25 protein-coding genes are annotated in these 25518 nt (G+C 68.5%); 10 read left to right on the top strand and 15 right to left on the bottom strand.

Annotation, left to right across the window (positions count from 1 at the left end):
• Positions 1-188: 188 nt before the first annotated feature.
• The 3 genes from B0293_RS31460 (at position 189) to B0293_RS31450 (ending at position 2952) form a co-directional block, all read left to right on the top strand.
• Complete coding sequence (locus B0293_RS31460; protein ID WP_005151363.1) at positions 189-1589, top strand: MFS transporter; 1401 nt, start codon at positions 189-191, stop codon at positions 1587-1589.
• A 30-nt stretch (positions 1590-1619) separates the two neighbouring features.
• Complete coding sequence (locus B0293_RS31455) at positions 1620-2378, top strand: thymidine kinase (RefSeq protein WP_005151364.1); 759 nt, start codon at positions 1620-1622, stop codon at positions 2376-2378.
• Between the two features lie 226 nt (positions 2379-2604).
• Entirely contained in the window at positions 2605-2952 is a 348-nt protein-coding gene (locus B0293_RS31450) for an RNA polymerase-binding protein RbpA (protein ID WP_005151365.1), read from the top strand.
• A 396-nt stretch (positions 2953-3348) separates the two neighbouring features.
• Here B0293_RS31450 and dapA read toward each other — a convergent pair whose 3' ends face one another.
• Positions 3349-4251 (bottom strand): 4-hydroxy-tetrahydrodipicolinate synthase, encoded by a 903-nt coding sequence (gene dapA, locus B0293_RS31445; RefSeq protein WP_005151367.1) that lies wholly within the window; start codon positions 4249-4251, stop codon positions 3349-3351.
• A gap of 73 nt (positions 4252-4324) precedes the next feature.
• Between dapA and B0293_RS31440 the strand changes: the two genes are divergently transcribed.
• The gene (locus tag B0293_RS31440) at positions 4325-5218 is read left to right on the top strand and encodes a LysR family transcriptional regulator (protein ID WP_005151368.1); all 894 of its coding nucleotides are present in this window, start codon (positions 4325-4327) and stop codon (positions 5216-5218) included.
• A 76-nt stretch (positions 5219-5294) separates the two neighbouring features.
• Here B0293_RS31440 and B0293_RS31435 read toward each other — a convergent pair whose 3' ends face one another.
• Positions 5295-5669 carry a DUF4406 domain-containing protein gene (locus B0293_RS31435; protein ID WP_245191827.1) on the bottom strand — a complete coding sequence of 125 codons (375 nt, stop codon included), beginning with the start codon at positions 5667-5669 and terminating at the stop codon, positions 5295-5297.
• 51 nt (positions 5670-5720) lie between these two features.
• Here B0293_RS31435 and B0293_RS31430 point away from each other — a divergent pair, with 51 nt between their 5' ends.
• On the top strand, positions 5721-6518 hold the full coding sequence (locus tag B0293_RS31430; protein ID WP_005151375.1) for a DeoR/GlpR family DNA-binding transcription regulator: 798 nt from the start codon (positions 5721-5723) through the stop codon (positions 6516-6518).
• Here the strand turns inward: B0293_RS31430 and B0293_RS31425 are convergent.
• The 3 genes from B0293_RS31425 to B0293_RS31415 are packed head-to-tail and all read right to left on the bottom strand — an operon-like array spanning position 6472 to position 10478.
• On the bottom strand, positions 6472-7239 hold the full coding sequence (locus B0293_RS31425; protein ID WP_039915488.1) for a polyprenol monophosphomannose synthase: 768 nt from the start codon (positions 7237-7239) through the stop codon (positions 6472-6474). The two genes, B0293_RS31430 and B0293_RS31425, sit on opposite strands and share 47 nt — an antisense overlap.
• A gap of 26 nt (positions 7240-7265) precedes the next feature.
• Complete coding sequence (gene lnt / locus B0293_RS31420) at positions 7266-8858, bottom strand: apolipoprotein N-acyltransferase (RefSeq protein WP_005151381.1); 1593 nt, start codon at positions 8856-8858, stop codon at positions 7266-7268.
• Positions 8859-8867: 9 nt separating this feature from the next.
• Complete coding sequence (locus B0293_RS31415; RefSeq protein WP_005151383.1) at positions 8868-10478, bottom strand: amidohydrolase; 1611 nt, start codon at positions 10476-10478, stop codon at positions 8868-8870.
• A 52-nt stretch (positions 10479-10530) separates the two neighbouring features.
• Between B0293_RS31415 and B0293_RS31410 the strand changes: the two genes are divergently transcribed.
• The 4 genes from B0293_RS31410 to B0293_RS31395 all read left to right on the top strand — a co-directional run bounded on the left by B0293_RS31410 (position 10531) and on the right by B0293_RS31395 (position 14170).
• Complete coding sequence (locus B0293_RS31410; protein ID WP_039915492.1) at positions 10531-11904, top strand: hypothetical protein; 1374 nt, start codon at positions 10531-10533, stop codon at positions 11902-11904.
• Positions 11905-11988: 84 nt separating this feature from the next.
• Positions 11989-13383, top strand: a complete 1395-nt coding sequence (locus B0293_RS31405) for a KamA family radical SAM protein (RefSeq protein ID WP_005151385.1) — start codon at positions 11989-11991, stop codon at positions 13381-13383.
• Between the two features lie 134 nt (positions 13384-13517).
• Positions 13518-13841, top strand: a complete 324-nt coding sequence (locus tag B0293_RS31400) for a hypothetical protein (protein WP_039915495.1) — start codon at positions 13518-13520, stop codon at positions 13839-13841.
• Between the two features lie 65 nt (positions 13842-13906).
• Positions 13907-14170, top strand: coding sequence for a hypothetical protein (locus B0293_RS31395; protein WP_005151387.1), 264 nt, complete (start codon positions 13907-13909; stop codon positions 14168-14170).
• 64 nt (positions 14171-14234) lie between these two features.
• Here B0293_RS31395 and B0293_RS31390 read toward each other — a convergent pair whose 3' ends face one another.
• Both B0293_RS31390 and B0293_RS31385 read right to left on the bottom strand, forming a co-directional pair.
• Positions 14235-14660 (bottom strand): nitroreductase/quinone reductase family protein, encoded by a 426-nt coding sequence (locus tag B0293_RS31390; protein WP_005151388.1) that lies wholly within the window; start codon positions 14658-14660, stop codon positions 14235-14237.
• A gap of 38 nt (positions 14661-14698) precedes the next feature.
• Positions 14699-15478 (bottom strand): glucose 1-dehydrogenase, encoded by a 780-nt coding sequence (locus B0293_RS31385; protein ID WP_005151390.1) that lies wholly within the window; start codon positions 15476-15478, stop codon positions 14699-14701.
• A 141-nt stretch (positions 15479-15619) separates the two neighbouring features.
• On the opposite strand from B0293_RS31385, the gene B0293_RS31380 reads away from it, so the two are divergent.
• Positions 15620-16294, top strand: coding sequence for a TetR/AcrR family transcriptional regulator (locus tag B0293_RS31380; RefSeq protein ID WP_052014265.1), 675 nt, complete (start codon positions 15620-15622; stop codon positions 16292-16294).
• A gap of 62 nt (positions 16295-16356) precedes the next feature.
• On the opposite strand, the gene B0293_RS31375 is transcribed toward B0293_RS31380, so the two are convergent.
• From B0293_RS31375 to B0293_RS31340, 8 genes are all read right to left on the bottom strand, one after another.
• Positions 16357-16677, bottom strand: coding sequence for a hypothetical protein (locus tag B0293_RS31375; RefSeq protein WP_039915497.1), 321 nt, complete (start codon positions 16675-16677; stop codon positions 16357-16359).
• A gap of 227 nt (positions 16678-16904) precedes the next feature.
• Positions 16905-17315, bottom strand: a complete 411-nt coding sequence (locus B0293_RS31370) for an RICIN domain-containing protein (protein ID WP_052014267.1) — start codon at positions 17313-17315, stop codon at positions 16905-16907.
• Positions 17316-17448: 133 nt separating this feature from the next.
• A complete protein-coding gene (locus tag B0293_RS31365; RefSeq protein ID WP_039915500.1) occupies positions 17449-17700 on the bottom strand; it encodes a hypothetical protein in 252 nt (83 codons plus the stop codon).
• A gap of 275 nt (positions 17701-17975) precedes the next feature.
• Positions 17976-18962: a 2,3-diaminopropionate biosynthesis protein SbnB gene (gene sbnB / locus B0293_RS31360; RefSeq protein ID WP_005151395.1), complete on the bottom strand. Its 987-nt coding sequence runs from the start codon at positions 18960-18962 to the stop codon at positions 17976-17978.
• A 78-nt stretch (positions 18963-19040) separates the two neighbouring features.
• A complete protein-coding gene (locus B0293_RS31355) occupies positions 19041-21278 on the bottom strand; it encodes a lantibiotic dehydratase (protein WP_005151398.1) in 2238 nt (745 codons plus the stop codon).
• A 20-nt stretch (positions 21279-21298) separates the two neighbouring features.
• The gene (locus B0293_RS31350; protein WP_005151399.1) at positions 21299-22225 is read right to left on the bottom strand and encodes a threonine ammonia-lyase; all 927 of its coding nucleotides are present in this window, start codon (positions 22223-22225) and stop codon (positions 21299-21301) included.
• Positions 22222-24516, bottom strand: coding sequence for a lantibiotic dehydratase (locus B0293_RS31345; protein WP_005151400.1), 2295 nt, complete (start codon positions 24514-24516; stop codon positions 22222-22224). Before B0293_RS31345 ends, B0293_RS31350 begins: the two co-directional genes overlap by 4 nt.
• Complete coding sequence (locus tag B0293_RS31340; protein ID WP_005151401.1) at positions 24509-25468, bottom strand: ornithine carbamoyltransferase; 960 nt, start codon at positions 25466-25468, stop codon at positions 24509-24511. Before B0293_RS31340 ends, B0293_RS31345 begins: the two co-directional genes overlap by 8 nt.
• Between the last annotated feature and the right edge of the window lie 50 nt (positions 25469-25518).

The raw sequence follows: 25518 nt of genomic DNA, 5'->3' as shown, positions 1-25518 counted from the left end.
TTGCCCACCAGCCTCACATGAAACACACGCGGTTCATGGCAGCGACACGCCGACGATGGTCTGGGAGGTGACCGGGAAGGGTTCGTCTCGCGTCGAAACGAACACGGTCCGGACTCGTGCCGGACAGGTGGGCGTGATCACCAGTAGTCTCCCGCTGACCTCGATGTTTACGACCTCAGGAGCAGTGCATGACGGTGGCCGTGACCCGTGAACGCAAGCGGGTGTGGCGGGCTTGGTACCTCTACGACTGGGCCAATTCGCCGTTCTATTCGTCGGTCATCACGGTGTTCGGGGCGCTCTATTTGAGCGATATCGCGTCCGCGGATGCCAAGACGAATTTCACCCTTAACGGGGACAAGGCGTGTACCGATTCGAGTGGAGCTTCGAGCACGCTGCAGAACTGCGACGTCTCGTTGTTCGGGCTGCATTTCCCGGCCGGGTCGCTGTGGGGGTATCTGCTGTCGGTCGCGACGGTGACGCAGGTGCTGGTGCTGCCGATCGCCGGCGCGATCGCGGACCGGAGCAGGCACAAGCGGCGGATCCTGGGCGGGTTCGCGTTCCTGGGCGCGGTGGCGTCGGCGCTGATGTTCTTCATCGCGGGGACGGACTGGGAGGTCGGTGTCTGGACGTTCATCTTGGCCAACATCGGTTACGGCGGTGCGCTGGTCGTCTATTACTCGTTCCTGGTGGACATCGCGGAGCCGGACGAGCGGGACGCGGTGTCGTCGAGGGGCTGGGCGTTCGGGTACCTCGGTGGCGGTCTGGCGCTGGCGTTGCAGCTGGGCTTCTTCATGGGGCACGACTTCTTCGGGGTGAGCGAGCATCTGGCGATCCAGATCTGCTTCCTGACGTCGGGGATCTGGTGGGCGGTGTTCACGGTCCCGGCGGTGCGGGCACTCCCCCAGACTCATGTGCCGAAGTCGGCCGAGCGTGGCCTGTCGGTGCTGACGGCCGGGTTCAAGGAGTTGAAGCGGACGATCAAGGAGGCGCGGGCCTATCCCCTGACGCTGGCGTTCCTCGGGAGCTATCTGGTCTTCACCGACGGGATCACGACGGTGGTGGCGGTGTCGGCGCAGTACGGGAAGGACGAGCTGAAGTACAGCACCCAGGTGCTGATCGTCACGATCCTGGTGATCCAGTTCCTGGCCTATGCCGGGGCGATGATCCACGGGGCGATCGCGGCCCGGATCGGGGCGAAGAAGACGATCTTGGGCAGTCTGGTGGCCTGGGTGGTCGTGTTGTGCTTCGCGTTCTTCATCGAGGCTGGTCAGCCGTTGCAGTTCTACGCGGTGGCGGTCGGGATCGGGCTGGTGCTGGGTGGGACGAACGCGTTGTCGCGGTCGTTGTTCGGGCAGATGATCCCCGAAGGGAAGGACGCTCAGTACTTCTCGCTGTACGTGGTCGGTGAACGGGGTACGTCGTGGCTGGGTCCGCTGCTGTTCGCGGCGGTCGGGCAGATCACCGGCTCGTTCCGGTGGGCGATCATCGCGTTGGTGATCTTCTTCGTGCTCGGTTTCGTGTTCGTGTGGCTGGTGCCGGTGCGGCGGGCGATCGAGGCGGCGGGCAACCGACCACCGGCGGTGCTGTGAGGACGGAGCGTGCCGATAGGGTCGACCGTCGTGACCGTACTGAAGGAGAGTGGCCCGGACCCCACGGACGCGTTGTCGTCGGTGCCGGTGGCGGGTTCACGGCGGGGTGTGCCGGTCGTCGGGAAGTTGAAGTTCTGCTACGGGCCGATGGACTGCGGGAAGTCGACGCTGGCGTTGCAGATCGACCACAACCACGCGCGGCAGGGTCGTCGCGGGATGGTGCTGGTGCGGCACGACCGGTCCGGTGAGCCGCAGATCACCAGCCGGATCGGGCTGACGCGCAAGGCGATCGAGGTGGGGAACGAGACCGATCTGCGGTTGCTGGTGCGTGAGCAGTGGGCGGCCGGGCGGCACGTGGACTACTTGATCGTCGACGAAGCTCAGTTTTTGTCACCTGTTCAGGTGGATCAGCTGGCTGAACTGGCCGACGACGTCCAGATCGACGTGTACTGCTTCGGGATCGCGACGGATTTCCGGAGCGTGTTGTTCCCAGGGGCGGCTCGGCTGTTCGAACTGGCGGACGAGTTGCAGCCGGTTCAGGTCGAGGTGTTGTGCTGGTGCGGGCAGACGGGACGGTTCAACGCGAGGGTGTCCGACGGTGAGGTTCTGCGGGCCGGGGACACTGTCGTGGTGGCGGATACCGAGCAGTCGCTAGTTGAAAGTTCATCAGCATCACGTTCCGAGGCTGAATCGAACACGGTCCGTTATCAGGTATTGTGCCGTCGACACTTTCGACTGGGCGACCTGGGGCCCTCCTCGGCCCAACACGGTCAGTTACGGTTGACGTGACAGGCGTACTACTAGCCCATCTGGGGGATATCCGCACCAAGATGGCCGTATTGACGTCACGCCAGAGCGCGAAATCACTCCTACTAGGAGAAGCTGTTGCCACCGGGTGACACAGCTCATCGTGAGCAAGGACATGGTGTTCAGGGAATCCTCTGGCCTCCTCCGTCGTTGCATAGGGTGAGCATCACCCTGGCTCCACCCGGAGCTGACTGAAAGGACCCCCATCATGGCCGACCGTGTTCTCCGTGGAAGCCGGCTGGGAGCGGTCAGCTACGAGACCGACCGCAACCACGATCTCGCCCCTCGCCGCACCGTGCGCTACGCCTGCCCCAAGAACCACGAGTTCGAGGTGCCCTTCTCCGACGACGCCGAGATCCCCTCGGTGTGGGAGTGCAGGCTGCACGGCAGCGAGTCCGAGATCGTGGACGGCGGGCAGCCGGAGCAGAAGAAGGTCAAGCCCCCGAGGACGCACTGGGACATGCTCCTGGAGCGTCGTTCGATCCCGGAGCTCGAAGATCTGCTCAACGAACGTCTCGCCGAGCTGAAGGGACGCAGGACCACCCGGTCCGCCTGACGCACGGCACAAGTAGCTAGCCCCACCACGAATCGACGAAGCCCCCGCGACCTCCCTCCGCGGGGGCTTCGTCATGTCTCGGGGTCCTGCCCGGCCTAGTCCGCGAAGGCTCCCTTCACTGCGTCTAGCGCAAGCTTCACTGCGTCTAGCGCAAGGAAGGGAGCCTTTATGTAACTTGGTCCAGTCCGTTCCGTGAAGGCCTCCTTGAGGGACTCTGGGTCCCTCAAGGAGGCCTTCATTACCTACCGAGGAAGCGGCACCCGATGCCCCCAATGTGGCATTGGAGACGCTCGGTGTCCCCAATGCCACATTGGGCACACCGAGCCCATTGCCCACCACCGCCGCGCGAAACGGATCCCGGTCCGGGATCAGCCGCAGCCGGAATCACGTAGGCAGCTAAGACACCGCGAGAGCCCCGAGGCCGAGGGACGTCAAGGCGTCGCGCAGTCGCCGCAGGTGCTCCGGCGGTGATTCGAGCAGCGGGAGCCGGACCGTCGCGTGCGGGATGACGCCGAGCTCGGCCAGCGCGGCCTTGGCCATGATCGCCCCCTGCGAGGTGCGCATGATCGCGTCCGCGAGGGGAAGCAGTGCGGCGTTGACCGCTCGCGCGGTGTCGAGGTCTCCCCCGCGCACGGCTTGGATGAGCTCGGCGTTGCGGCCGGCGAAGGCGTTGCCGACGACGCTGACCAGGCCGGTGGCGCCTGCGGCGAGGTAGGGCAGGTTGAGTTCGTCGATGCCGCAGTAGTAGGCCAGCGGGGCGCGGCTCATGACGGACATCGCTTCGAACAGGTCGCCTTTGGCGTCCTTCACGGCGCGGATCCGGGGATGACCGGCGAGTTCGATCAGGGTGGCCGCCTCCATGGCCGTCCCGGTGCGGGCCGGGACGTCGTAGAGCATCACGGGCAACTCGGTGGCGTCGGCCACCGCCAGGCAGTGCGCCACGATCCCCGCCTGGGTCGGCTTGGAGTAGTAGGGGCAGACGAGCAGGAGCGCATCGGCCCCGGCCGCCTCGGCTTCCTTCGCGCGTCGGATGCAGGCGGTGGTGTCGTAGGTGCCGACGCCGGCGATCACGCGGGCGCTGTTCCCGGCCAGGTTCGCCGCGGTGCGGACGAGCCGGGCGGCTTCGGCGTCGGTCAGGGTGGGTGACTCGCCGGTCGTCCCGCCGACGACGATGCCGTCACAGCCGGTGGTGAGCAGGTGGTCGACCAGTCCGGTGAGGCCGGGTTCGCTGAGTGCGCCGCCGGGTTCCATCGGGGTGACCATGGCGACGAGGTTGGAGCCGAAGAGCTGTTCGGTCATGCTGCCGATCCTGTCGGCGTCGATACCTATGGTCCAGCGATGCTTTTTGGGCTGTATTGCGTAGCCTGGCTTCATGATCGAGGTCGGTGCGCTACGAGCGCTGCGGTCGGTGGCCGCTCTGGGGACGCTGGCGCGGGCGGCGGACGAGCTGGGGTTCACCGCTTCCGCCGTATCGCAGCAGATCAAAAGGCTGGAACGCCAGATCGGGATGCCCGTGCTCGCTCCGGCGGGACGCGGAGTCGTGCTCACCCCGGCCGGGCAGGCCGTCGTCGACTCTTCGCTGGAGGTGTTCCAGGCGCTCGAGCGTTGCGCCGAGGCCGCTCAGTCGGTCGCGGAGGGTGCGCCGCGCGGTGTCCTGCGCGTGGTGGCGTTCTCGACGGGCATCCGCGGGCTGCTCGCCCCTGTTCATCCGCGGTTGCTGACGCGCTATCCGGATCTCCGCTTGCTCATCAGCGAGCAGGATCCCGACCAGGCACTGCACAGCGTCGACGCCGGAACCGCCGATCTCGCGCTCCTGCACGACGCCGATGGCCTGCCAGCCCCGCTGTCCCCCGCCTTGTCCCGGCGCCTGGTGCACACCGACCTCGGCGACGTCGTCATGGCCGAGACCCACGCGCTGGCCCGAGCCGAGTCGCCTTTGGACGGTGCGGATCTGGCCGGGCACGCGTGGGTGACCAGTCCGCCCGGCACGGTCTGCCATCAGTGGTTCCGGCGGCTGTTCGCCGGTTCTCCCGAGGAGCCCGACGTGCGGCATCTGGTGGACGACTTCTCCACGCAACTGTCGCTGGTCTCTTCGGGCGAGGTCCTCGCGCTGATCCCACGTCTGGCTCGTCCGCCCTTGGCCGAGGGGCTCGTCGCCCGGCCGCTGCGGCGCCCGCCGACGCGCGAGGTGCACGCGGCGTGGCGCCGCAGCGCCGAGGCCAGCCCGGCGATCAAGGCGGTGCTGGCGGAACTTCAGGCGGCCTGAGCGGCGATTCGGTCCAGGGGGTCGTGAGTGGCAAGTGTCGTTCTAACCCCACTTACCACTCACGACCAGCTGGGCCCTACGCGGCCTGATAGCCCGGGATGTCTTCGATGCGGTGATAGACCGCCAAGCCGCGGGACAGGGCGATGGCGACGTCCTGGTCGGCGCCGGTGGATTCGCCCGGCAGGCGCAGGACGGCGTCGCAGTGGTGCAGCAGCCGGTCGGCCGTCGGGTACATGACCTCCTTGGCGACCGGGTCGGCCACGGTCTTCCCACCGGCGCCGCGCAGCACCGGGAGCGCGACCCATTCGCCGATCATCGGCACGTGTCCGCTGCGGAAGATCGGCCAGGCGGCCTCTTCGAGCCGGGCGAGGTTGCGGGCGAGCAGTTCGGGGTCGTCGCCGGTGCCGGAGCGGAACGGGCCGGCGATGAGGATCATCAGAGGTTTGCTCATGCACTGGAGCATAATGTGCAACAATCGGCAGAAACAAGGAGGAACGTGCACATGTTGGCTGCGCAACGACGAGACCTGCTGATGGAACGCTTGAAGACCGACGGCCGGATCGTGGCCAAGGACCTCGCCGCCGAACTCGGCGTATCAGAGGACAGTATTCGCCGTGACCTGCGAGAACTCGCGGACGCCGGACTCTGTCAGCGGGTCTACGGCGGAGCTCTGCCGGTTTCCCCCGCCACCGCGGACTATGCGACACGCATGGCGGTCAGCGTCGCGGGCAAGGAACGCATCGCGAAACGTGCAGCAGCGTTGATCCGGCTCGGGTCGACCGTCATCCTCGACGGCGGCACGACCGCGCTCGCGCTGGCGAAGGCACTTCCCGCCGACCTCGAAGCGACGATCGTCACGCACAGCCCCACCGTCGCGGCCGCGCTCGTCACGCATCCGAAGGTCGAGGTGTTCCTGATCGGCGGACGGCTTTTCAAGCACTCCGCCGTCACCTGCGGAGCGGCCGCGGCGGAGGCGGCCGAGGGCATCAACGCCGATCTGTTCTTCCTCGGCGTCACCGGCGTGCACCCCGAGACCGGCCTCACCACCGGCGACTCGGACGAGGCCGCGATGAAGCGCACCCTCGCCAAACGCGCCGCCGACACCTACGTACTGGCTAGCTCTGAGAAGATCGGCGCGGCCTCGCCCTTCACCGTGCTTCCCCTGTCCGACGTCGCGGGCGTGATCACCGACGCGGCGCCGGACGAACCGACGGTGCAGGAACTGGGGAAGCTCGGCGTGAGCGTGCTGGGCGTCAGCCCTTCTTGGCCAGCCCGCGAAGCTGCTGCCAGCGACGCTTGAGCCCCCACAGGCCGACCAGGACGATCGCCTCACGCACGACCGAACCGCTCATCTTCGACTGACCGACCTCACGCTCGGTGAAGGTGATCGGCACCTCGACCACCTCGAACCCGGCGAGCGCCGTGCGGAACGCCAGGTCGATCTGGAAGCAGTAGCCGCGCGAGGCGATCTCGTCGAGCGGGAGCTTCTCCAGCACCGTGCGACGGTACGCGCGGAAACCGGCGGTGATGTCCTTGATCTTCGTGCCGAGCGCGATCCTCGCGTAGAGGTTCGCCACCCAGGACAGCGCCTTGCGCTGGAACGGCCAGTTCACGGTGCTGCCGCCCGGAACGTAGCGCGAGCCGATGGACAGGTCCGCGTCCTCGAGAGCCGCCAGCACCCGGGGAAGGTCCTCCGGAGCGTGCGAGCCGTCGGCGTCCATCTCGACGATGGTCGCGTAGTCCCTGGCGAGACCCCAGCGGAATCCGGCGACGTACGCGGCGCCCAGACCGGCCTTCTCGGTCCGGTGCATGACGTGGATCCGCTCGTCGGCCTTCGCGAGCTCGTCGGCGACATCGCCGGTCCCATCAGGGCTGCCGTCGTCGACGACGAGGGCGTTCACGTCCGGGAGAGCCTTCAGCAGGCGTTCCAGGATCGGGCCGATGTTGTCCCGCTCGTTGTACGTCGGGACCACCACCAGCACCGGGTCGATTCCCTGGGCCCCCCGTGGCGCCTGCGCCATCCGCTTTTCCTCCGTGTTCCGGCGGGTCAGCCCGCCGCTTCCCTCGTTGCCTTGGCGGCGCTCGCGCGCCGGGTGCGGAAACGGATCACGTACCCACTGGTAACCCCGACGATCGCCAGGGCCAGCAGCCCGTACTCCGTAGTTACACCGAGTAGATCCGACAGCGTAGTCTGCTGCCTCAGCGGTACGCGCCCCACCAGGGAGTCTGCGGTGAACAGGCTGGTGGAGGCCGAGATCGAACCGTCGGGGGCGACGATCGCGCTGACTCCGCTGGTGGCCGAGACGACCACCGCGCGGCCGTGCTCGACAGCCCGCAGCCGCGACATCGCCAGCTGCTGATAGCTCATCTCCCCCGGTCCGTACCAGGCGTTGTTCGTCGGCACGACGAGCAGTTCCGCGCCGTCGGCGACCGATTCCCGAGCCGGGTAGTCGAACGCCGTCTCGTAACAGATGAAGACGCCGACCTTGGTCCCCGCGACCGACAGGGCGGCGTTGGCACCGTCACCCGGGGTCATGTTCGCGACGCTGTCGACGAACGGTGTCACCAGCTTCGCGACTTCACGAGCGGGGACGTACTCGCCGAACGGGACCAGCTGTTGCTTGGCATAGCGCTGGCCCGGGCCGGTGGCCGGATCCCAGACGAGCGCGGAGTTCTGCGCCGAGCCGTCGGGCAGCCGGACCAGCGCCCCGATGATCGCCTGCGTCCCGTAGTCGCGGACCATCTGGTCGACACCGGCGTCACCGGAGCGCATGGCCATCGCGGTCTCGGGCCAGATCAGCAGATCGACCTTGGTCTTGTCCGCCTTGAGTTTCTCCAGCAGCCGGGCGCTCTCGGCGAGGTGGTTGTTCCGGAGTTCGTCACGGCGGCCTTCCAACGCAAGGCCGATGTCGGGGGCGTTGCCCTGCACCGTGGCGACGGTGAGTTCGCGGTCCTGGGCCTCGGTGCCGATCGTGGGCCACACCGCGAGCCCCGCCACCACCGGCACCAGCGTCAGCACCGACGCGGCCACGAGGGAACGCCGCGGGTCGGCTCCCTTGAGCCGCAGGCACAGTGCCGCGAGCCCGAGCCCGGTCAGCACGACGGCGAGACCGACCAGCGGAGCGCCGCCGATCGAAGCCAGCGAGAGGAACGCGCCCTCGGGCTGGCTGAACGCCACGCGGCCCCACGGAAAACCGCCGAACGGGAACCAGGTCCGCGGTGTCTCCAGGGCGATGATCACCAGCGCCGCCCACAGCGGCCCCAGTGGCAGTCTCCACACCACGGTGGCGAATGCGCCGCCGAAACCGAGGTACACCGACAGCGCCATCGACAGCGCGAGCCACGGCCACGGCCCGAAATCGGGACCGAGGAAGTCCAGCAGCCACGTCAGCAGTGGCACGAAGAACCCCATCCCGAACACGAATGCGTAGCCGAACGCGCCCCGGAACCGGCGTCCGTGCACCACCAGTGCGAAACCGGTGAACGCCAGCGGCGCGAGCCACCACAGCGGACGCGGCGCGAAACTCAGGTACAGCGTGAAACCCGACGCCGCGGCGACGAGGAATCGCAGGAGCCAGGCGCGGGAGAACCGCTTCCGGGGCGCTGCTTCGGGGTCCGGGTTCGTCACGGTCGAGGACACGCCTGAAGCCTAGGCCGTCCGGGTGAACACATCGTGGATGACCTGCCCGTCACGGACCGTGCGCAGGCAACGGGGCAGCGTCGCCCCTTCTTCCAGGTTCGGCAGCGGTGGCACGCCGGCCCGCGGGTCGGTCGACCAGCGCTGCACTCGCGAGTCCGGGGTGGCGACGACCAAGTCCGTGGCGTCCCAGATCGCGTAGTGCGCGGGAGCGCCCGGGACCAGGCTGCCGGTGACGCCGTCGTTGACCCCGGCGGCGCGATGCCCGGCGCGGGTGTGGGCGGTGAAGGACGCACGAGCGGACAGTCCCGACCCTGGGGTGCGGTGGTACGTCCCGGCGCGGACAGTGGCCCACGGGTCGACCGGGGTGACCGGTGCGTCGGAGCCGAAGGCGAGCAGGAGCCCCTCGGCGGCCATGGCGGCGAAGGGGTTGAGCTTGGGGGCCCGCTCGGCGCCGAGGCGGTCGACGTACATGCCGTGCGTGCCGCCCCATTCCGCGTCGAACTGCGGCTGGACGGACGCGACCACACCCCAGCCGGCGAGTTCCCGTGCTTGGCCGGCGTCGATCATCTCGACGTGTTCTAGCCGGTGGTGCCGCGCGGCCAGCGCGCGACGGCCGACGGTCTTCTCCGCGAGCCGGAATCCTTCGACGACCTCGGCGACGGCGGCGTCACCGATGACGTGGAAACCGGCCTGGACTCCGGCCTCGGTGCAGGCGCCGATGTGCTCGCCGATCGCGGCGGCGTCGAGGTAGAGCGTCCCGGAGGTGCCGTGGGCGTCGGCGTACGGCTCGTGCAGCGCGGCGGTGCGGGAACCGAGCGCGCCGTCGACGAACAGGTCGCCCGCCACTCCCCTGGCACCCAGCTTTCGGGCGGTGTCGACGCCGCCGCGTTCACCCCAGTAGCCGACCACTTCCGGCAGTCCCGGTTCCGCGGCGAGGGCGAGCAGGTCGGTGAGGTCGTCGGCGCCGGAGATGTCCGGGCCCGCGCATTCGTGGACGCTGACGACCCCGCGGGCAGCGGCTTCGGCGAGGAAGGCGCGCTGCGCCTCGCGTCGCTGTTGAGGGGAGATCGCCTCGCGCATCGCGGCACGGACGAGATGGTGCGCGTCGCGGGTCAGCGGTCCGTCAGGCGACCAGCCCGGCGCGTCGTGTACTCCGGTGGTCAGGGCGACGAGGGCGCTGGAGACGAGTGCGGAGTGGACATCGACCCGGCTCAGGTAGACCGGGGTCCCGTTGGCCGCCTCGTCGATCTCCGCGCGGCTGGGCAGCCTGCCGTCGGTCCAACGCGACTCGTCCCAGCCGTGCGCGACCAGCACCTGGCCGGGCCGGGCGGCGTCACGGACCGCGGACAGGAGTTCGCCAGCGCTGCGGATGTTCGCGAGGTTCAGCCCGGTCAGGTGCAGGCCGGTGGCAGTGGCGTGGACATGCGCGTCGACGAAGGCGGGAGCGACGAAAGCGCCGTCGAGCTCGACCACCTCGGCGTCGGGATGCAGTGCTTTGGCCGGGCCGTCCTGGCCCACCCAGACGACGGTGCCGTCGGTGATCGCCATGGCGGTGGCGTCGGGGGCCGAGGGGCTGTATATGCGCCCGCCGAGCAGGAGCGTGGTTCGCGCGTTGGTCACCCTTCCGAGTTTGCAGCGTGCGGATGGTCACGACGTGATTAGGGTCGATGAAATGAGCTGGGGAGCTGATCGATCCATCGTCGGGACCACGTTGTCGGCGGCCTTGGGGCTGGGCGCGGTGGTCACTTTCACCGCCGTGCGGGACACCTCGATCCTGCGGCCGCTCATCGCGCTGGCCGCGCCGCGGAGCCTGCCGTCCGACCTGGTGGCGGTCTCACTGCTGCCGCTCGTCGCGGTGCTCGCCGCCGTGTTCCTGACCAGATGGTGGCCGTGGCTGCTGGTGGCGGGAGCCGTGCTGTCCCTGCCGACCGCGCTCGTGCATCTGTTCCCGGACCTGGGCGCGCATCCGTCGTTGTCGATCGTCGCGCTGGCCGGGCCGCCGGTGGTGCTGCTGGCCGTGCTCGCCGCCGCACAGGATCTCCTGAGGCGGGGCGCTCGCGTGGCGGGGCTCGTGGTCATCGGGCTCACCGTCGGGACGCAGCTGTTCGCCGCGAGCCTGGCGGGCGCGTCGTGGCTCATGCTCACGCCCGGCGGTCTGGTCTGGCACCTGGTCCTCACCGCGTTGAGCGTGGCCGGAGCCCTACTGGCCGTTGTCACCCGCAGTGCCCGTGCGCGGGCCCCGGAATGGCCCGAGCCGCGTCCGCTGACGCCCCGGTTCGCGGCCGCCGCGATCCTGGCGGTGCTGCTGCCCATGGCGTTGCAGGCGGTGGACGTGGTGAAGATCAGTGAGGTCCTGGAGCTGCCGGTCGAATCGATCGGCAGGCATCCGGACGTCGTCGTGGCCATCGGCGGGCTGATCGTGCTCGTCGGTGGGGTCATCGCGTGCGCGATCGCCGGATCGCGGGCGTTCTTCGCCGCCGCGACGTCGGCGAGTGTGCAGGTCGGTGCGATGGCGCCACTGCTGCTGGCGGTGTACTCGGTGGCGTTCCAGCCGGTGCTGAGCTGGCTGGCGGCCGCGGTCGGTGTCGCCGCCGGTTGCCTGGTGGGGGCGACGCGCTGGAGGGTGCAGTTCGCGGTCGGCGGGGCCGTGGTGTCCGCGCTCGTGCTGTTCATCGTGGACCTGGGGACCGGCGGGGTGCCGGAGAAGCTGATCGACCGCGACGCGGTGATCCCTGGCGCGCTGCTGCTGGCGCTGCTGTGCGCCACCGTCGTCGCGGTGATCGTCACGACCGGCCCTCGTCTCGCTGAGGACGGTGTAGTCGTACCCGTGCTCGGGCCGCTGTCCTCGGTGCTGGTGCTCGGCGGCGCCGAGGCGATGACGGCGGTCGGCGTTCGCGATCAGAACGCGCCATCGACCCGGCTTGAAGCGGTTCATCGCCTCGGATACTCCGCCGGTCTGCTGCTTCTCGCCGCCGTCTTGATCGCCGGAATCGCTGTCGTCGAACACCTTCGGAGTGATCCGAAGCAGGAGGCAGTGTCCGCCTGACACTCCAAGCCAGACAGGAATATTTACGTCGTTGGAACGATGTGACAGGATATTTTCACGCGTTTCCGACGACGAGGAGTACAAGTGACTGCGATCCAGGAACCGACCTCGCCGGTGGCCGCCTACGATCAGCCCTACGACTACACCCGAGTCGAGCTGATCGAACCCGACTGGCGCCGCTTCCCCGGCTGGCACGACGTGACCGAGGCAGAGTGGCGTGACGCGCAGTGGCAGCGCGTGCACTGCATCCGCAACGCCAAGCAACTGCGCGCCCTGATGGGCGACCAGCTCGAGGAGCGCTTCTACGAGGACATGCTCGCCGACCAGCGCGAGATGGCCACGATGTCGATGCTGCTGCCGCCGCAGATGATCAACACGATGGCGCCCAACGCGGGCACCGACCCGGCGAAGGTGACCGAGGCCTGGTACGCCGACCCGATCCGCCGCTACATGCTCCCGGTGCGCAGCGACCGCGACACCGAATGGCCGAGCCACCCGCACTCCGAACGGGACTCGCTGCACGAGGCCGAGATGTGGGTCGTCGAGGGGCTGACCCACCGCTACCCCACCAAGGTCCTCGCCGAGATGATCTCCACCTGCCCCCAGTACTGCGGGCACTGCACCCGGATGGACCTGGTCGGCAACTCCACCGAGCAGATCGAGAAGCACAAGCTCTCGCTCAAGCCGGTCGACCGCCAGGACGCGATGATCGAGTACCTGAAGAAGACCCCCGGCGTCCGTGACGTCGTGGTCTCCGGTGGCGACGTCGCCAACGTGCCGTGGCCGCAGCTGGAGTCGTTCCTGATGCGGCTGATGGACATCGACACCGTCCGCGACATCCGGCTCGCCACCAAGGCGCTCGCCGCCCTGCCGCAGCACTGGATCCAACCGAAGGTCGTCGAGGGCCTCGAACGCGTCGCCGGCACCGCCCAGCGCCGCGGCGTCAACCTCGCGATCCACACCCACGTCAACCACGCCCAGTCGGTCACCCCGCTGGTCGCCGAAGCCGCCCGGACCGCGCTCGACGTCGGCGTCCGCGACGTGCGCAACCAAGGCGTGCTGATGAAGGGCGTCAACGCGACGCCGGCGGACCTGCTGGACCTCTGCTTCGCGCTGCAAGGCGAAGCGAGCATCCTGCCGTACTACTTCTACATGTGCGACATGATCCCGAACGCCGAGCACTGGCGCGTTTCCGTGCACGAGGCGCAGGAACTCCAGCACTCGATCATGGGCTACCTGCCGGGTTACGCGACCCCGCGCATTGTCTGCGACGTGCCTTACGTCGGGAAGCGGTGGGTGCACCAGCTCGCCGACTACGACCGCGAACTCGGCATCTCCTACTGGACCAAGAACTACCGGACCGGGATCGAACACGAGGACCCCGAGGCCTTGCAGCGTCGCTACCCGTACTACGACCCGATCTCCACGCTGCCCGAAGCCGGACAGCGCTGGTGGCGCGACCAGCCGCCGATGGCCTGACCGGCCGACCCGTCAGGCAGGTCTCGGAGGGGGCGTTTGAGGCTCAGGTGAGAGCCTCAAACGCCCCCTCCGTTTGGTCCCCGGACTCCGGTCAGCGGTGCCCTGGGCGTTGGACTCCACGTAGCGTCGTGGCCATGTCCAAGGGACAGAAGCACGCTGTGAGCTTCTGGGGTCTGATGGGCCGCGTAGCCGGGTTCCTGTTCGGGGTCGGCCTGACGGTCTTCGCCGTGCTGACCGTGACAGGTGACGTCGTCTTCATGAACGGCGCGGGCGAGCCCACCACCAATATCTTCACCCGCATCCTGCTCGGGCTGGTCTACGGCGTCCTGGGACTGACAAGCGCGGGTGCGGCGATCGCCGGATTCCCCGAAGGGCCGCACAGCAGCGGCGGGCGTGCCGAGAGCGACCGTGGCTTCGACAGCAACGGTGACAGCGACGCCGACGGCGACTTCGACTGAAAGCCCGTGACCCCGGAGACATATCCTGACGTCGAAGTCGTACTCACACAGCAGAGGCTGGGCACATGGACTCCGCGGCAAGCGCGGTCAACCGGATGGTCGACCGCGGATGCGACCTCCTCGAACTGATCGAGTTCCTCCGGGCATACGAAACGTTTCGACTGTCTCCGCTGCGACTCATGTGGATCCTGGACGACGCGGCGGGGATCCCATGGACGACCACGCGGCAGGAGTTCGGTTCGATGTTCGATCCCGACCTTCGCCCGCTCACCTCACAGACGGAAATCGAAGCCCGCTGGCAGAACCTCCTCCACACGCGACGGACTTGAGCAGAAATGACTGGGCAGGCTTAGGACACCTGTGCGGCGGCAACCGCGCCGGCGGGATCCGGGATCACGGCCGATGGCGGAAGCTGATGCGCATCAGCCGGCTGCCGGCCCAGTCTTCGAGCCGAGTCGGCCGGATGGTGCCGGGGTCGTGGGGCTGATTGAGATCGGCCACGATCTCCGCCAGCACGGCCTGACGTTCAGCCGGGTCGGTGACTGGTGCGGCCCGTGCGGGCAGATCCGCACGGATCCCGTTCTTGAGGTGGAAGGTGAAGTCGGGATTGGCGAGCAGGTTCGCATGCCAATCGGTGGCGGCACCGCCGGCACCGCTGCACAGGTAAGTGGTGCCGGCGGCTCGGTAGAAGAAGATCTCGATGCGGCGTGCTCGGCCGGTGCGGCGCCCCAGCGTCGTGATGTCGATGATCCGTTCCCCGGTGCCCGCGGCGGGGGTGATCTCGATGGCTCGTCGGATGTGGTCGGGCAGGCGGGACACGGATGCGCCCCGTGCGAAGTCGTTCGTGCCTGGAGTGCTCACGCGGCCTCGGCCTGAAGGGCGGGGCCGAGGAGGAGTCCACCGTCGATGACGTACTCCGACCCCGTGATGAACGAGGCGTCCGATGACGTGAGGAACAGAAGCAGCCGGGTGACGTCGGCCGGTTCTCCGAGCCGGGGGATGGCAAACGGCTCGGGTGAGTAGAAGTCGGCGATTGCCGCGGTGGCGCCGGCTGCCGGTTCGTGGATGAAGGAGGTCGCGATCACGCCGGGGTGGATGCTGTTCACCCGGATTCGGTCACGGCCGAGTTCGAGTGCTGCCGTTTGCGTGAGGCCTCGCACGGCCCATTTGCTGGCGACGTACGGCGCGTAGTGAGCCGTGCCGCCCAGGCCCATGGTCGAGGAGATGTTGACGATGGCTCCCCCTGCCGCGCGGCGCAGAGCGGGGGCTGCGACCTTGATGCCGAGGAAGGTCCCGGTGAGGTTGATGTCGAGGATGCGCGACCACGTGGCCTGGTCCGTGCTTTCGATTGTTGCGGGCGGGTTCTGCACGCCCGCGTTGTTGACGAGCACGTTCAGGGCGCCGAAGGCGCTCTCGGCGGCTAGCACAGCGGCGGACCACGAGCTCTCGTCGCTAACGTCAAGGCGGGCGAAGCGAGCGCGGATCCCGAGTTCGTCGGCGAGATCGGCGCCGCGTTCCGCGTCGATGTCACCGATCACCACGTTCGCTCCCTCCGCGTGAAAGGCGCGCACGTGGCTCGAGCCCTGACCGCCGGTCCCACCGGTCACGAGCACGGTCTGATTGTCGAAGCGGGGCATCAGATGTTCCTTCGATACGTGGATGAATGACCGGGATCAGCAGTGATCAACGGCGGCCACTGGTGAGCCGGGCGACTCACCATCCCGACATTAGGTCGGCGGCAGTGGCGAGTCAAGCCACTCACCTCGTATGCTTGGCCCATGAGCGGAGTCGTGACGACGTACCACCAGCGCGTCGCCCAGGAGAAGCGCGCGCTGATCGTGACGGCCGCGACCGCACTGTTTCTCGAGTTGGGCTACGACCGGACGTCGCTGGCGCGGATCGCGGAGCGCTCGGGCGTTTCGCGGGCCACCTTGTTCAAGCAGTTTCCGACTAAAGCCGCCCTGTTCGACGCCATCGTGACCGAGTCCTGGTCAACAGCCGACGAGGAGGATCCGCCGCCGGCGGGCAACGTCGTCGACGGGCTCGGCATCATCGGCCGTCGTTACGCCGAGCTGTTGGGCCGTGCCCAGATGACCGACCTGTTCCGGATCGTCATCGCCGAGCTGCCGCGGTTCCCTGAGCTCGCCCATGCGCAGTTCTCGCACGGGAAGATGCCCTACTTCGAGTCCGTACGCGACTACCTCCTGGCTGAGCACGAGGCGGGAACGGTGCGGATCGAGGACGTGGACCTCGCAGCCACCCAGTTCCTGGGCATGATCTCCAACTACGTCTTCTGGCCGACACTCCTGGTGCCGGGCTGGGAGGTGAGCGCCGAACGCGTCGGTCAGGTAGTCGACGAGGCCGTCCGCACCATCGCCGCCAGGTACGCCGTGACTGGATCTGTTCGCCGCGGTCGACCAGCCCGGCGTCGGCCCAACGCCGAACCGCTCTGAGCTCTCCAAGATCAAAAGGAGGGCAGCCGCCGAAGCGGCCGCCCTCCTTCGTAGGCCAAGCGTTATTTCACCAGGTAAGAACGGTAGGGCACCAGCGTGTTCGCGGACTGATGCAAGGAGGTGACGGCGTACGCGCCGCCCTGGCAGCCCGGCTCCCTGAAGAGGAAAAGGTCGGCATTGGTGAGGTTCGTGACGGAGCGGACGGCGAAAGGTGCATCCGTGCAGGATTGAGGCTGCGGCGGAACATGCAAGGACGATCCCGTATAACCGACACCGGAGTAAAGCTCGATCTCGCCACTAGCCGCGGCGGAAGAGAATTGACTGCTCGCCACGAGGGCAAGCGATGCCAGCAGGAACGATAAGACGGTTTTGCCGAATCGCATGATTTACTCCACGTTCGTTGGAAGACGGCAAAGCCTAACATTCACCTGGCCGGCCATGAAATGGTTCCTTTTCCCGCTCAGCGGAAAAGAATGGAGTGAATAGCGGAATATCGGCGATTCCTCAAGGTGAGCACCGGCATTGACAGCCGATCGACAGAATCGGTCCGTGCCTCAGGTTCGTCAGCTGCGCGTTGGAACGCCGTGACGTGCAGCTCCCGGTCGGCGGGTCACCCGTCGATGTTGAGTTCGATGAGGAATTCCTGGTCGGGTTCCGTGGCACAGGGTTTACGGAGGGCTTCGGTGTCTACCGCGATGAGGTTGTCGCGTAGTCCCAGGCACAAGCCGGTGTCAGGAGTGCGAAGCCGGTAGCTCCGGTCGCGGACGCGTTCGATCCGAAAGAGCTGGTCCGGGTCGCTGTTGTCGCATTTCTCCTGCGGTTCGAGCATGTTCTCGACGGGTTGGATGTGCAGGACGGTGAGGCAGCCCATGACCTGGTAGGCGGGGTGTTCCCACTTGATGGTGGCCAGCTCGGTGCCGACGGGCTGGATGACCATCCGCGGCAGTCCTCGCTGGGTGCAGGGACGCAGGACCGCGATGGCGGAGCCGTAATGCCCGGTGTGCTCGCGGCCTTCGGTCACGCACAAGTCCGGGGTGCTCGCCACGTGTATCCGGCCCAGCCGCCCGCCAGGGTCAGAGGTAGCGCCTCGAAGTGGGGTGGGGTGTCGGCGTTCCTGTCGTCCGTTCCGGTGCGCCACCACCACACCGCCGCCGTCACGAGGACCGCCGCGGCGAGACGGCCTTCGTCTCGAGCTCGGCCGCCGGGTCCGGCGGCGTTGGGTCGGGGTGGGGTCCGACGGCCAGGCGTTCGCGGGTGCTCAACCACTCCGCCAGATGCCGTTCGTCGCCGCACGCACGGACGAACACCGCCAGCAGTTCCGGCCGGGGAAGCGCGTCACGGCGCAGCATGTCGGCGACGGTGCTGCGAGGAAGGACGGCACCCTCTTCGGCCGCGTGTTGCTCCAATTCTCGCAAAGTGCGACCGGAATTCCGTTTTAGTGACCGCAGGAGCTCAGAGAACTCCGCGACATCCCGCGCTGACTCCGGCCGGCCCCGGTCCCCGCTCACCGTCCCAGCGTGGCGGAACACCCACGGGCGAGGGATCGGCTGGTCGGGTGGTTTGTCCGACAGCCCGGACAAATACCGCCTGACCAGGCAAGACGCGGTAGCGCTGTCCGGGACGGCGCAGGCTCGCTCCTTACCCCGCTCTGATCGGCGGCTCTGCCCACGGAATCCGCCGACTAGGAGAGGAAGTCCGGAACGTGGGTGCCCAGGCCGCGTTCGCGGGCACGCCGGTGGACGAGATCCGCGAGCGCGAGGTCCAGCGCGCCGAGACCGAAAGGCGAGAAGACCGTCAGCGCGTCCGGGTTTCGCCGGTATCGATCGCCGTCGAGGAGGAGTTCGCCGAGCGAGTGGGCGATGAAGTCACGATTGCCCGTCCGCTGCTCCGCGAGATGCAGTGACGTGGCGGCCCGGCAGACGTGGTCGGCGTCGTCGACGATGTTGGTGCTCGCCAGGATCGTCTCCGGGGTGAGGTCGCGCAGCGACAAGTGCAGGATCAACGCTCCCGGCCGGCAGCGCGAGACGTCCAGATGCGGGACCGTGGCGCTGGTCGCCAGGCACACCAGCGGATGTGCGGCGAGGGCGTCCTCGACTCCGGTGGCGACGTCGACCTTCATCTCCGGCCAGCGGGTGGTGCACCGATCCGCGAAAGCGGTGGCCCGCGCCTGGTCGAGGTCGAACACCGTCACCGAGTCCAGTTCGGGATACAGGGCACGCAGGAACGACAGGACCTCGAAGTTGATCACGCCGGTTCCGACGAAGGACACCCCGGAGCCGGTCGCGCCGAGGGTGGCGGCGGCGACCGCGGCACTGGCCGCGGTGCGCCGTGCCGAGATGGTCGCCCCTTCGAGGAACACCTCGGGATGGCCGGTCCGCATCGAGTTGAGGATGATCGCCGCCGACGCCCTGTCCATCCCGGCTTGGACGTTGCCGGGGAACGACGACACCCACTTGACGCCGGCGACCGGCGTCTCGGGTGTGTCCAGGAAAGCGGGAAGCGCGATGATCCGGTTGCGCTCGTCGCCGGGGAACCGCAGGAACACCGAATGCGGAACGGCGGACCGGCCTTGGGTGTGCAGAACATAGGCCGTGCGCACGGCCTCCAGCACTTCTTGCTCCGCACCGTCGAGGATTTTCCGGACATCACTGTGGGACAGGATCAGCATGCACTCAGCCTGACGGGCGACAGTAGGCTTTCGCAGGGAAGAAAGCGCAGAAAAACCGACCGGGAATTCTCCCGGAGGTCAGCGGTGCACGGCGACGAAACGCAGTTCGGAAGTGTACCGATTCCCTTTGTCGTCGGTCAGCCACGCCTGCTCGGGCGACGGCAACATCTCCGTGATCGACAACCGGCCACCCGGATCCTGACTGGCAAGTCGCCGCATGGCTTTCGCGAAGATGTTCACATACACCGGCGCGTCGAAGTCCACATAGAACGGACGCGGCTCCCCCGGCGAAACCACGAACACGAACCTCGGAAGTCTCAATTCGTCACGCCACCGGCGAGTCCGTACGAAGCGCCGAGCCTCCGACTTCTCCGAGACGAAACTCAGGGATTCCACCGGAACCGACCACGACTCCCGGGCCACCACCAGCTTGTCCACCGTCACCCGCGGCGAATGGTCCGTGTCGGGCATGATCCGGAACGAGTCCATCGCCAGCGTGGTCAGCACGTGACCGAACGCGTCCAGCACGTCGAACTCGGCGCCGTCGGGTAACACGGCCACCAGCCGGTCCCCGCGCGCTTCCACCAGTACGTCGGCGCTCAGCACCGCCCGCTCGCGCTCGGGAGCGACGGTCTGGTCGACCAGGGCCACGTAGTAGTCCTCCGGCCGGTCCAACGTGTAGCGGATCCGGGCGGAGAGCCGGGACTTGTGTTCCTTGGGCAGCATCGGCAGCAGCCGCGGGCCGGGGAAGTCGGCCGCGGTCTCGTCGAGCAGTTCATCGGACGCCGGGTGCTGGTTGACGAACAGCGAAGCACCGAGGGTGTTCGACGCGACGTGCAGTTCGCCGAGCACCCACTCGGTCTCGGTGCCGGGGACGATGAACAGGTCGGGGCTGAGGTAGCGGGCCATGCCCCAGCCGGGGGCCGGATCGCCGAACTCGTCCCGCACGCGGTCCGCGATGTCCACACTGGACAACCGGACGCGCCGGGCGCCGTCGGGGACGTCGAGGACGCGCGCCCATCGAGTGGACAGCTCCCGGCGGAGTGCCGCGGCCTCGGCCACCGCCGAACCGTGCAGGATCGGCATGCACGCGAACCAGAACGCGGCCAGGTCGACGGGCCCTGCCGCCGCGAGTCCGGTGTGGACCCGCCGTGCGTGGCCCAGCACGGTGTCGGCGAGCCGCGCGGTCAACCAGGTCGCGCTGGTCAGCAGCAGGTCGATCGGCGAGAGGTCGGCCAGCATGGCGGTGCCGAGCCGCGCCCGCGCCGCCCGGACACAGTCGGAATAGACCAGACCGCGGCACGGGGCGGTGTTCGTGCCCTTGGCGCGGGTGGCCGCCGCACCGGTCATCGTCGTGAAGTCGCTCTCCAGCGAGGCCAGTTCAGCGGGCAGTTCCGCGGCGGACGACGTCCGGACTCGCTCACGACCGCGTTCCAGCTCGTCCAGCCGCGTGAGCCACTGCTCGCGGAGACCGGTATCGCCGACGGACGCCAGCCAGGTTCGCAGATACCGTTCGGGACGCGCGCTCGCCGGGACGTCCAGCCGCCAGACGAGGACCTTGAGCCGTACCAGTTCCGACACGGCGGCGGCCACGTCGATCGTCGGCCCCAGTTCCTGCTGGATCTCTTGTGCGGAGCGGACTCCGTCGCACCGTTCGAGGACGGGGCGGAGTTCCGCGGGAATCATCTGAGGTGACCTGCCCGGCAGATGAGCCAGGTCGCCGATCACCCGTACGAAGGGCACCCGGCGGGGCGCCACCCAGTTCAAGCACCGTGGATCGGCGCTGATCGCGCGAGCCAGCGCATCGACCGCCCAACTGGCGAAGTAGACGTTCGACGTTGTGATCAGCCCGGAACCGGGCTCGACCTGAACGCCGCTCGCGGACTCATCCCAGCGGCCCCACCCCACCGGGCCGAAGAAGCCGATCGTGTCGTTCTTGACGCAGAACCGCTGCCAGTACTGCGCCACCAGCTCTTCGCGCTGCCGGGGTTTGCTGGTCCGCCCGGCCACCGACGGTTCCCAGCGGAGGAAGGACTCGATACCGGTTCGCCAGATGGTGGAATTCTGCCATTCGACGGCGGCCCGGAACCCCGGCGAGGACGCGATCGCCTGGAGCTCGACGGCCGTTTCCACGGCGGTGGTCGCGAACTGTTTCTCGAACACGTCCCACGCCGGACCGGACAGCCCCGCGTCGAGCCGGTCCGCGGCCGCCGCCAGTCCTTCCTCCGCGAGCCTCAGCACGCCCGCCGCGGGGAATCCCGCGCCACGCACCGCGAACTGGTCCCACAGCCGCCATTTCCCGCTCAACCAGACCATGTCGGCACCGCTCCTCAGGGCTATCGGACATCGGCGCGGCAGCGCCGCGGGGTGTTCCCACCGGACACGATGGCGACGGCGCGGCCGGTGAACCGCGTCCGCAGGGCACCGGCGAGGGCGACGCTCCCGCTCGGCTCGGCCTCGACCCCGTCGCGGCGCAGGAGCTCCATCGCCGCCAGGATCTCGTCGTCGGTGACTTCGATCAGCTCGTCGACCCGGCGCTGGATGATCGGGAGCGGGATCTCTCCCGGTCGTTGCCCGCGCAGCCCGTCGGCCACCGTGCGGGACGGCGGCAGCTCGACCGGGCAGCCGGCCGCCAGCGAACGGGCGTAGCGCCGGGCCGTCGCCGGTTCCACGCCGACGATCCGCGGTGCTCCGCGCAGTCCCTCAGCGGCCAGGCACACGCCTGCGAGCAGACCACCGCCGCCCGTCGGCACGAAGATCACGTCGAGGTCCGGTACGGCGTCGAACACCTCCAGTCCGACCGTGCCCGCTCCGGCGACCACCGACCGGTGGTCCGAGGACGGCACGAACGCCGCGCCCGTGCGAGCGGCGTGCTCGCGCGCGTACCGGTCCCGGTGAGCCACTCCTCCGGCCACCTCGATCACCCGGGCGCCGAGCCTGCCGATGGTGGCCGCTTTGCCGGCGGCCGCGCCACCGGCGACGACGACAGTCACCTCGACGCCCAGCTCCGCGCCGAGCCGGGCGACCGCGATCCCGTGATTGCCCGACGAGCCGGTCACGACGTGGTCGGCGGCCAGGTCGAGCATCGCGTTCGCGGCGCCGCGGGTCTTGAACGACCCACCGTGCTGCAGATGTTCGGCCTTGAGCAGGATCCCCGGCAGGCCTTCCGCCACCAGCAGCGGTGTGTGCCGGATCCGGCCCGCGGTCCGCCGCGCGGCCGTCAGCACGTCGGCCGCGCCGAGCGGGGGTGCTTCGACGGTCATCGGACGGACTGGTCGACCGCGACGAAGCGTAGTTCGGAGGTGTACCGATTGCCCTTGTCGTCGGTCAGCCACGCCTGTTCCGGGGTCGGCAGCATCTCCGTGATCGACAACCGGCCATCCGGATCCTGACGCGCCAGCCGGCGCACCGCCTTCGCGAAGATGTTCACGAACACCGGCGCGTCGAAATCCACATAGAACGGACGTGGCTCCCCCGGCGAAACCACGAACACGAACCTCGGAAGTCCCAGTTCGTCACGCCAGCGGCGAGCCAGTACGAAGCGCCGAGCCTCCGACTTCTCCGACACGAAATCCAGGGACGCCACCGGAACCGACCACGACTCCCGGGCCACCACCAGCTTGTCCACCGTCACCCGGGGCGAATGGTCGGCGCGGGGCCGTAGCGCGAACCGGTCCATGACCCGGTTGGTCATCGCGTTGCTGAACACGTCGAGCAGGTCGAACTCCGCGTCGTCGGGCAGCACGGCGACCAGCCGGTCGTCCCGTTCCTCCACCAGGACGTCGGCGCTCAGCACCGTCCGATCCCGCTCCGGATCGACCGTGTGATCCACCAAGGCCACGTAGTAGTCCTCGGGCCGGTCCAGGGAGATCCGGCTGCGTGCCGACCATCGCGGCGGCTGCTCCTTGGGCAGCATCGGCAGCAGACGCGGGCCCGGGAAGTCGACGGCGGTCTCGGCGAACAGGCGCCCGGCGTCCGGATGCTGCATCACCCACAACGACGTGCTGGCGGTGTTCATCGCCACGTGCAACTCGCCGAGGACGAGTTCGAAGTTCCCGCGCGCGACCTCGTCCGCGTCGTCGGCCAAGACCAGGACGTCCGGGCTGACGTAGCGGGCCTGAGGCCAGCTCGGACCGGTTTCCCCGAACTCGTCCCGTACCCGGTCCGCGATGTCCGCACTGGACAACCGGACGCGCCGGGTGTCCTCGGGGACGGCCAGGATCCGTGCCCAGCGTTCCCGCAGCTCGTCCTGGATGCGGTCGATGTCGGTGAGCGACCCGCCGTGCGGGGCGGGCAGGCACTCCATCCACAAGGACGCGAGGTCCACGCTCCCGTCCCGATCGCGCAGGCGGTCGTACGCCTGCCGGACCCGGTCACCGACGGCTCGCGCGAACCGGCCCGTCATCCAGCGGGCGGCCGTGAGGCACAGGGCCAGCGGGGTCAGCTCGTCGCGGATCGCGGCGCCGATCCGGACCGTGGCGGACCGGCGGCAGTCGGCGTAGATCAGCGCCCGGCACGGCGCGGTGCGCGTGCCCTTGGCGCGTTGCGCCGCGACCTGGGTCAGCGCCTCGAACTCGTTCTCCAGCGCGGTGAACGCCGCGGACAAGGCGGTGGCGTCGCCGCCCGCCGCCTTGATCCGGTCCCTGCCCTGTTCGAGGACCGCCACTTTGGACAACCCGTCCCGCCGCAGTTCCGGGTCCGTGATGCGCTCCAGGACCGACCGCAGGTGCTGTTCGGGAAACGCGCAGGTGGGCACCTCCAGCCGCCACACGATCAGCCGTCGCCGCACCAGCTCGTCCAAAATAGACATCACGGTCTCTTCGGTCGTTCCTGCCCCGAGCTCCGCCGCGATCTCCGCTGGACGACGGGTCCCGTCGCAGTGCGCGAGAACCTCCCGCTCCTGCGGGTGAAGCCGGTCCGGACGACGTCCGGGCATGCGCACCACGTCTCCGGTGACCCGGACGAATGACACCCGGCGCGGCGCGATCCAGGCCGGCAGCCGGGGGTCCGCACCGATCGTGCGGGCGACCGCGTCCACCGCCCAGCTCGAAAAATAGACGTTCGACTCGGCGACCAGGCCAGCGCCTGGGTCGACCACGACTCCGTCGGCCGATTCGTCCCAGCGGCCCCAGCCGACCGGGCCGAAGAAGCCGATCGTGTCGTTCTTCACGCAGAACCGCTGCCAGTAGTGCGCGACCAGTTCCTCGCGTTCACGCCGCTTGCTGGTGCGCCCGTCCACCGAGGGGTCCCACGCCAGGAACAAGCCGATGCCGCGCTGCAGGAGGGCGGGGTTCTGCCAGGCCACCGCGGCCTGGAAATCCGGCAGCGCGGCGATCTCCTGCAGTTCTTTGACGTTGTCCACCATGGCTCCGGCGAACAGCTCCTCGAACGCGGGCCACTCGGGGCCCGTCCCGTCGGAGAGCCGGTCCGCCGCCTCGGCGAGCCCGAACGGCGCCAGCCGCAGCACCCCGGCGGCGGGGAAGCCGGGACCACGCAGGGCGAACTCCCGCCACAACCGCCATTCGCCACCCGGCAGCAGGACGTCGTCAGGCATCGCGCACCGGCTCCTCCCCGGTCCCGGTGCCCGCGCACCACGCGAGCACGGCCCGGGCGCTGTGGTACTTGTTCTCGGCCAGGGTGAACGCGAGGCTCGCCGGTCCTTCGAGGACTTCCGCCGCGACCTCCTCGCCGCGATGCGCGGGGAGGTCGTGCAGGAACACCTTCGCGCCGGACTCGGCCATTACCGCCTCGCCGACGTGGAACGGGGCGAACACCTCACGCCAGTCCTCGGTGTGTTTGACCGTTCCGGTGGTCTGCCACCTCGTGGTATAGACCACGTCGACGTGCGGGAGATCCGCCATGTCGTGCCGCTCCTCCACCAGCGCGCCACTGCGCTTGGCGTTGAGCTCGGCCCGGTCCAGAAACCGTTGTTCGAGGCCATAACCCGTCGGCGTGCGCAGGTAGAGCGCCGTGTCCTCGTAGCGGGACAACGCCAGTGCCAGCGCCGACGCGGTGTTGTTGCCCTCGCCGACATAGAGCACACGCAGACCTTCGACCCGGCCGAACCGCTGGGTGAGTGTGGTGAGGTCGGCGAGGGCCTGGGTGGGGTGCTCGTCCGCGCACATCGCGTTGATCACGGCCATCCGCCTGCTCACGGCATAGGCACGGAGTTCGGCTTCACCGCCGGAGGTCCGCACCACGAGCACGTCGAGCATCCCCGACAACACGGCGGCGGTGTCCTCGATGGTCTCACCGGTGTTCTCCTGAAGATCACCGGGACCGTAATTGATCAGTTTCGCGCCGAGCCGGAGTGCGCCCGCGGAGAATGACGTCCGGGTTCTGGTCGAGGTTTTGCGAAACAAAATACCCGCAACCAAATCGCGTAACGGGCGTTCGTCCGTCCGGTGGCCGAGTGCGTACTCGACACCGCGACCGACGATCCATCGCAGCTCTTCGTCATCCAGATCATTGAGGGAGATCAGGTGGCGGCGCGCTGGTTCGGCCATGACAACCTCCGAGGTGTGCTCGCCTCAGCCTGGTGTCGGAGGTGTTGGCA

Source organism: Amycolatopsis azurea DSM 43854 (genome assembly GCF_001995215.1).
Classification (GTDB): Bacteria; Actinomycetota; Actinomycetes; order Mycobacteriales; family Pseudonocardiaceae; genus Amycolatopsis; species Amycolatopsis azurea.
The sequence above is the reverse complement of the archived record's forward strand: the minus strand, read 5'-3'. Positions and strand labels throughout refer to the sequence as shown.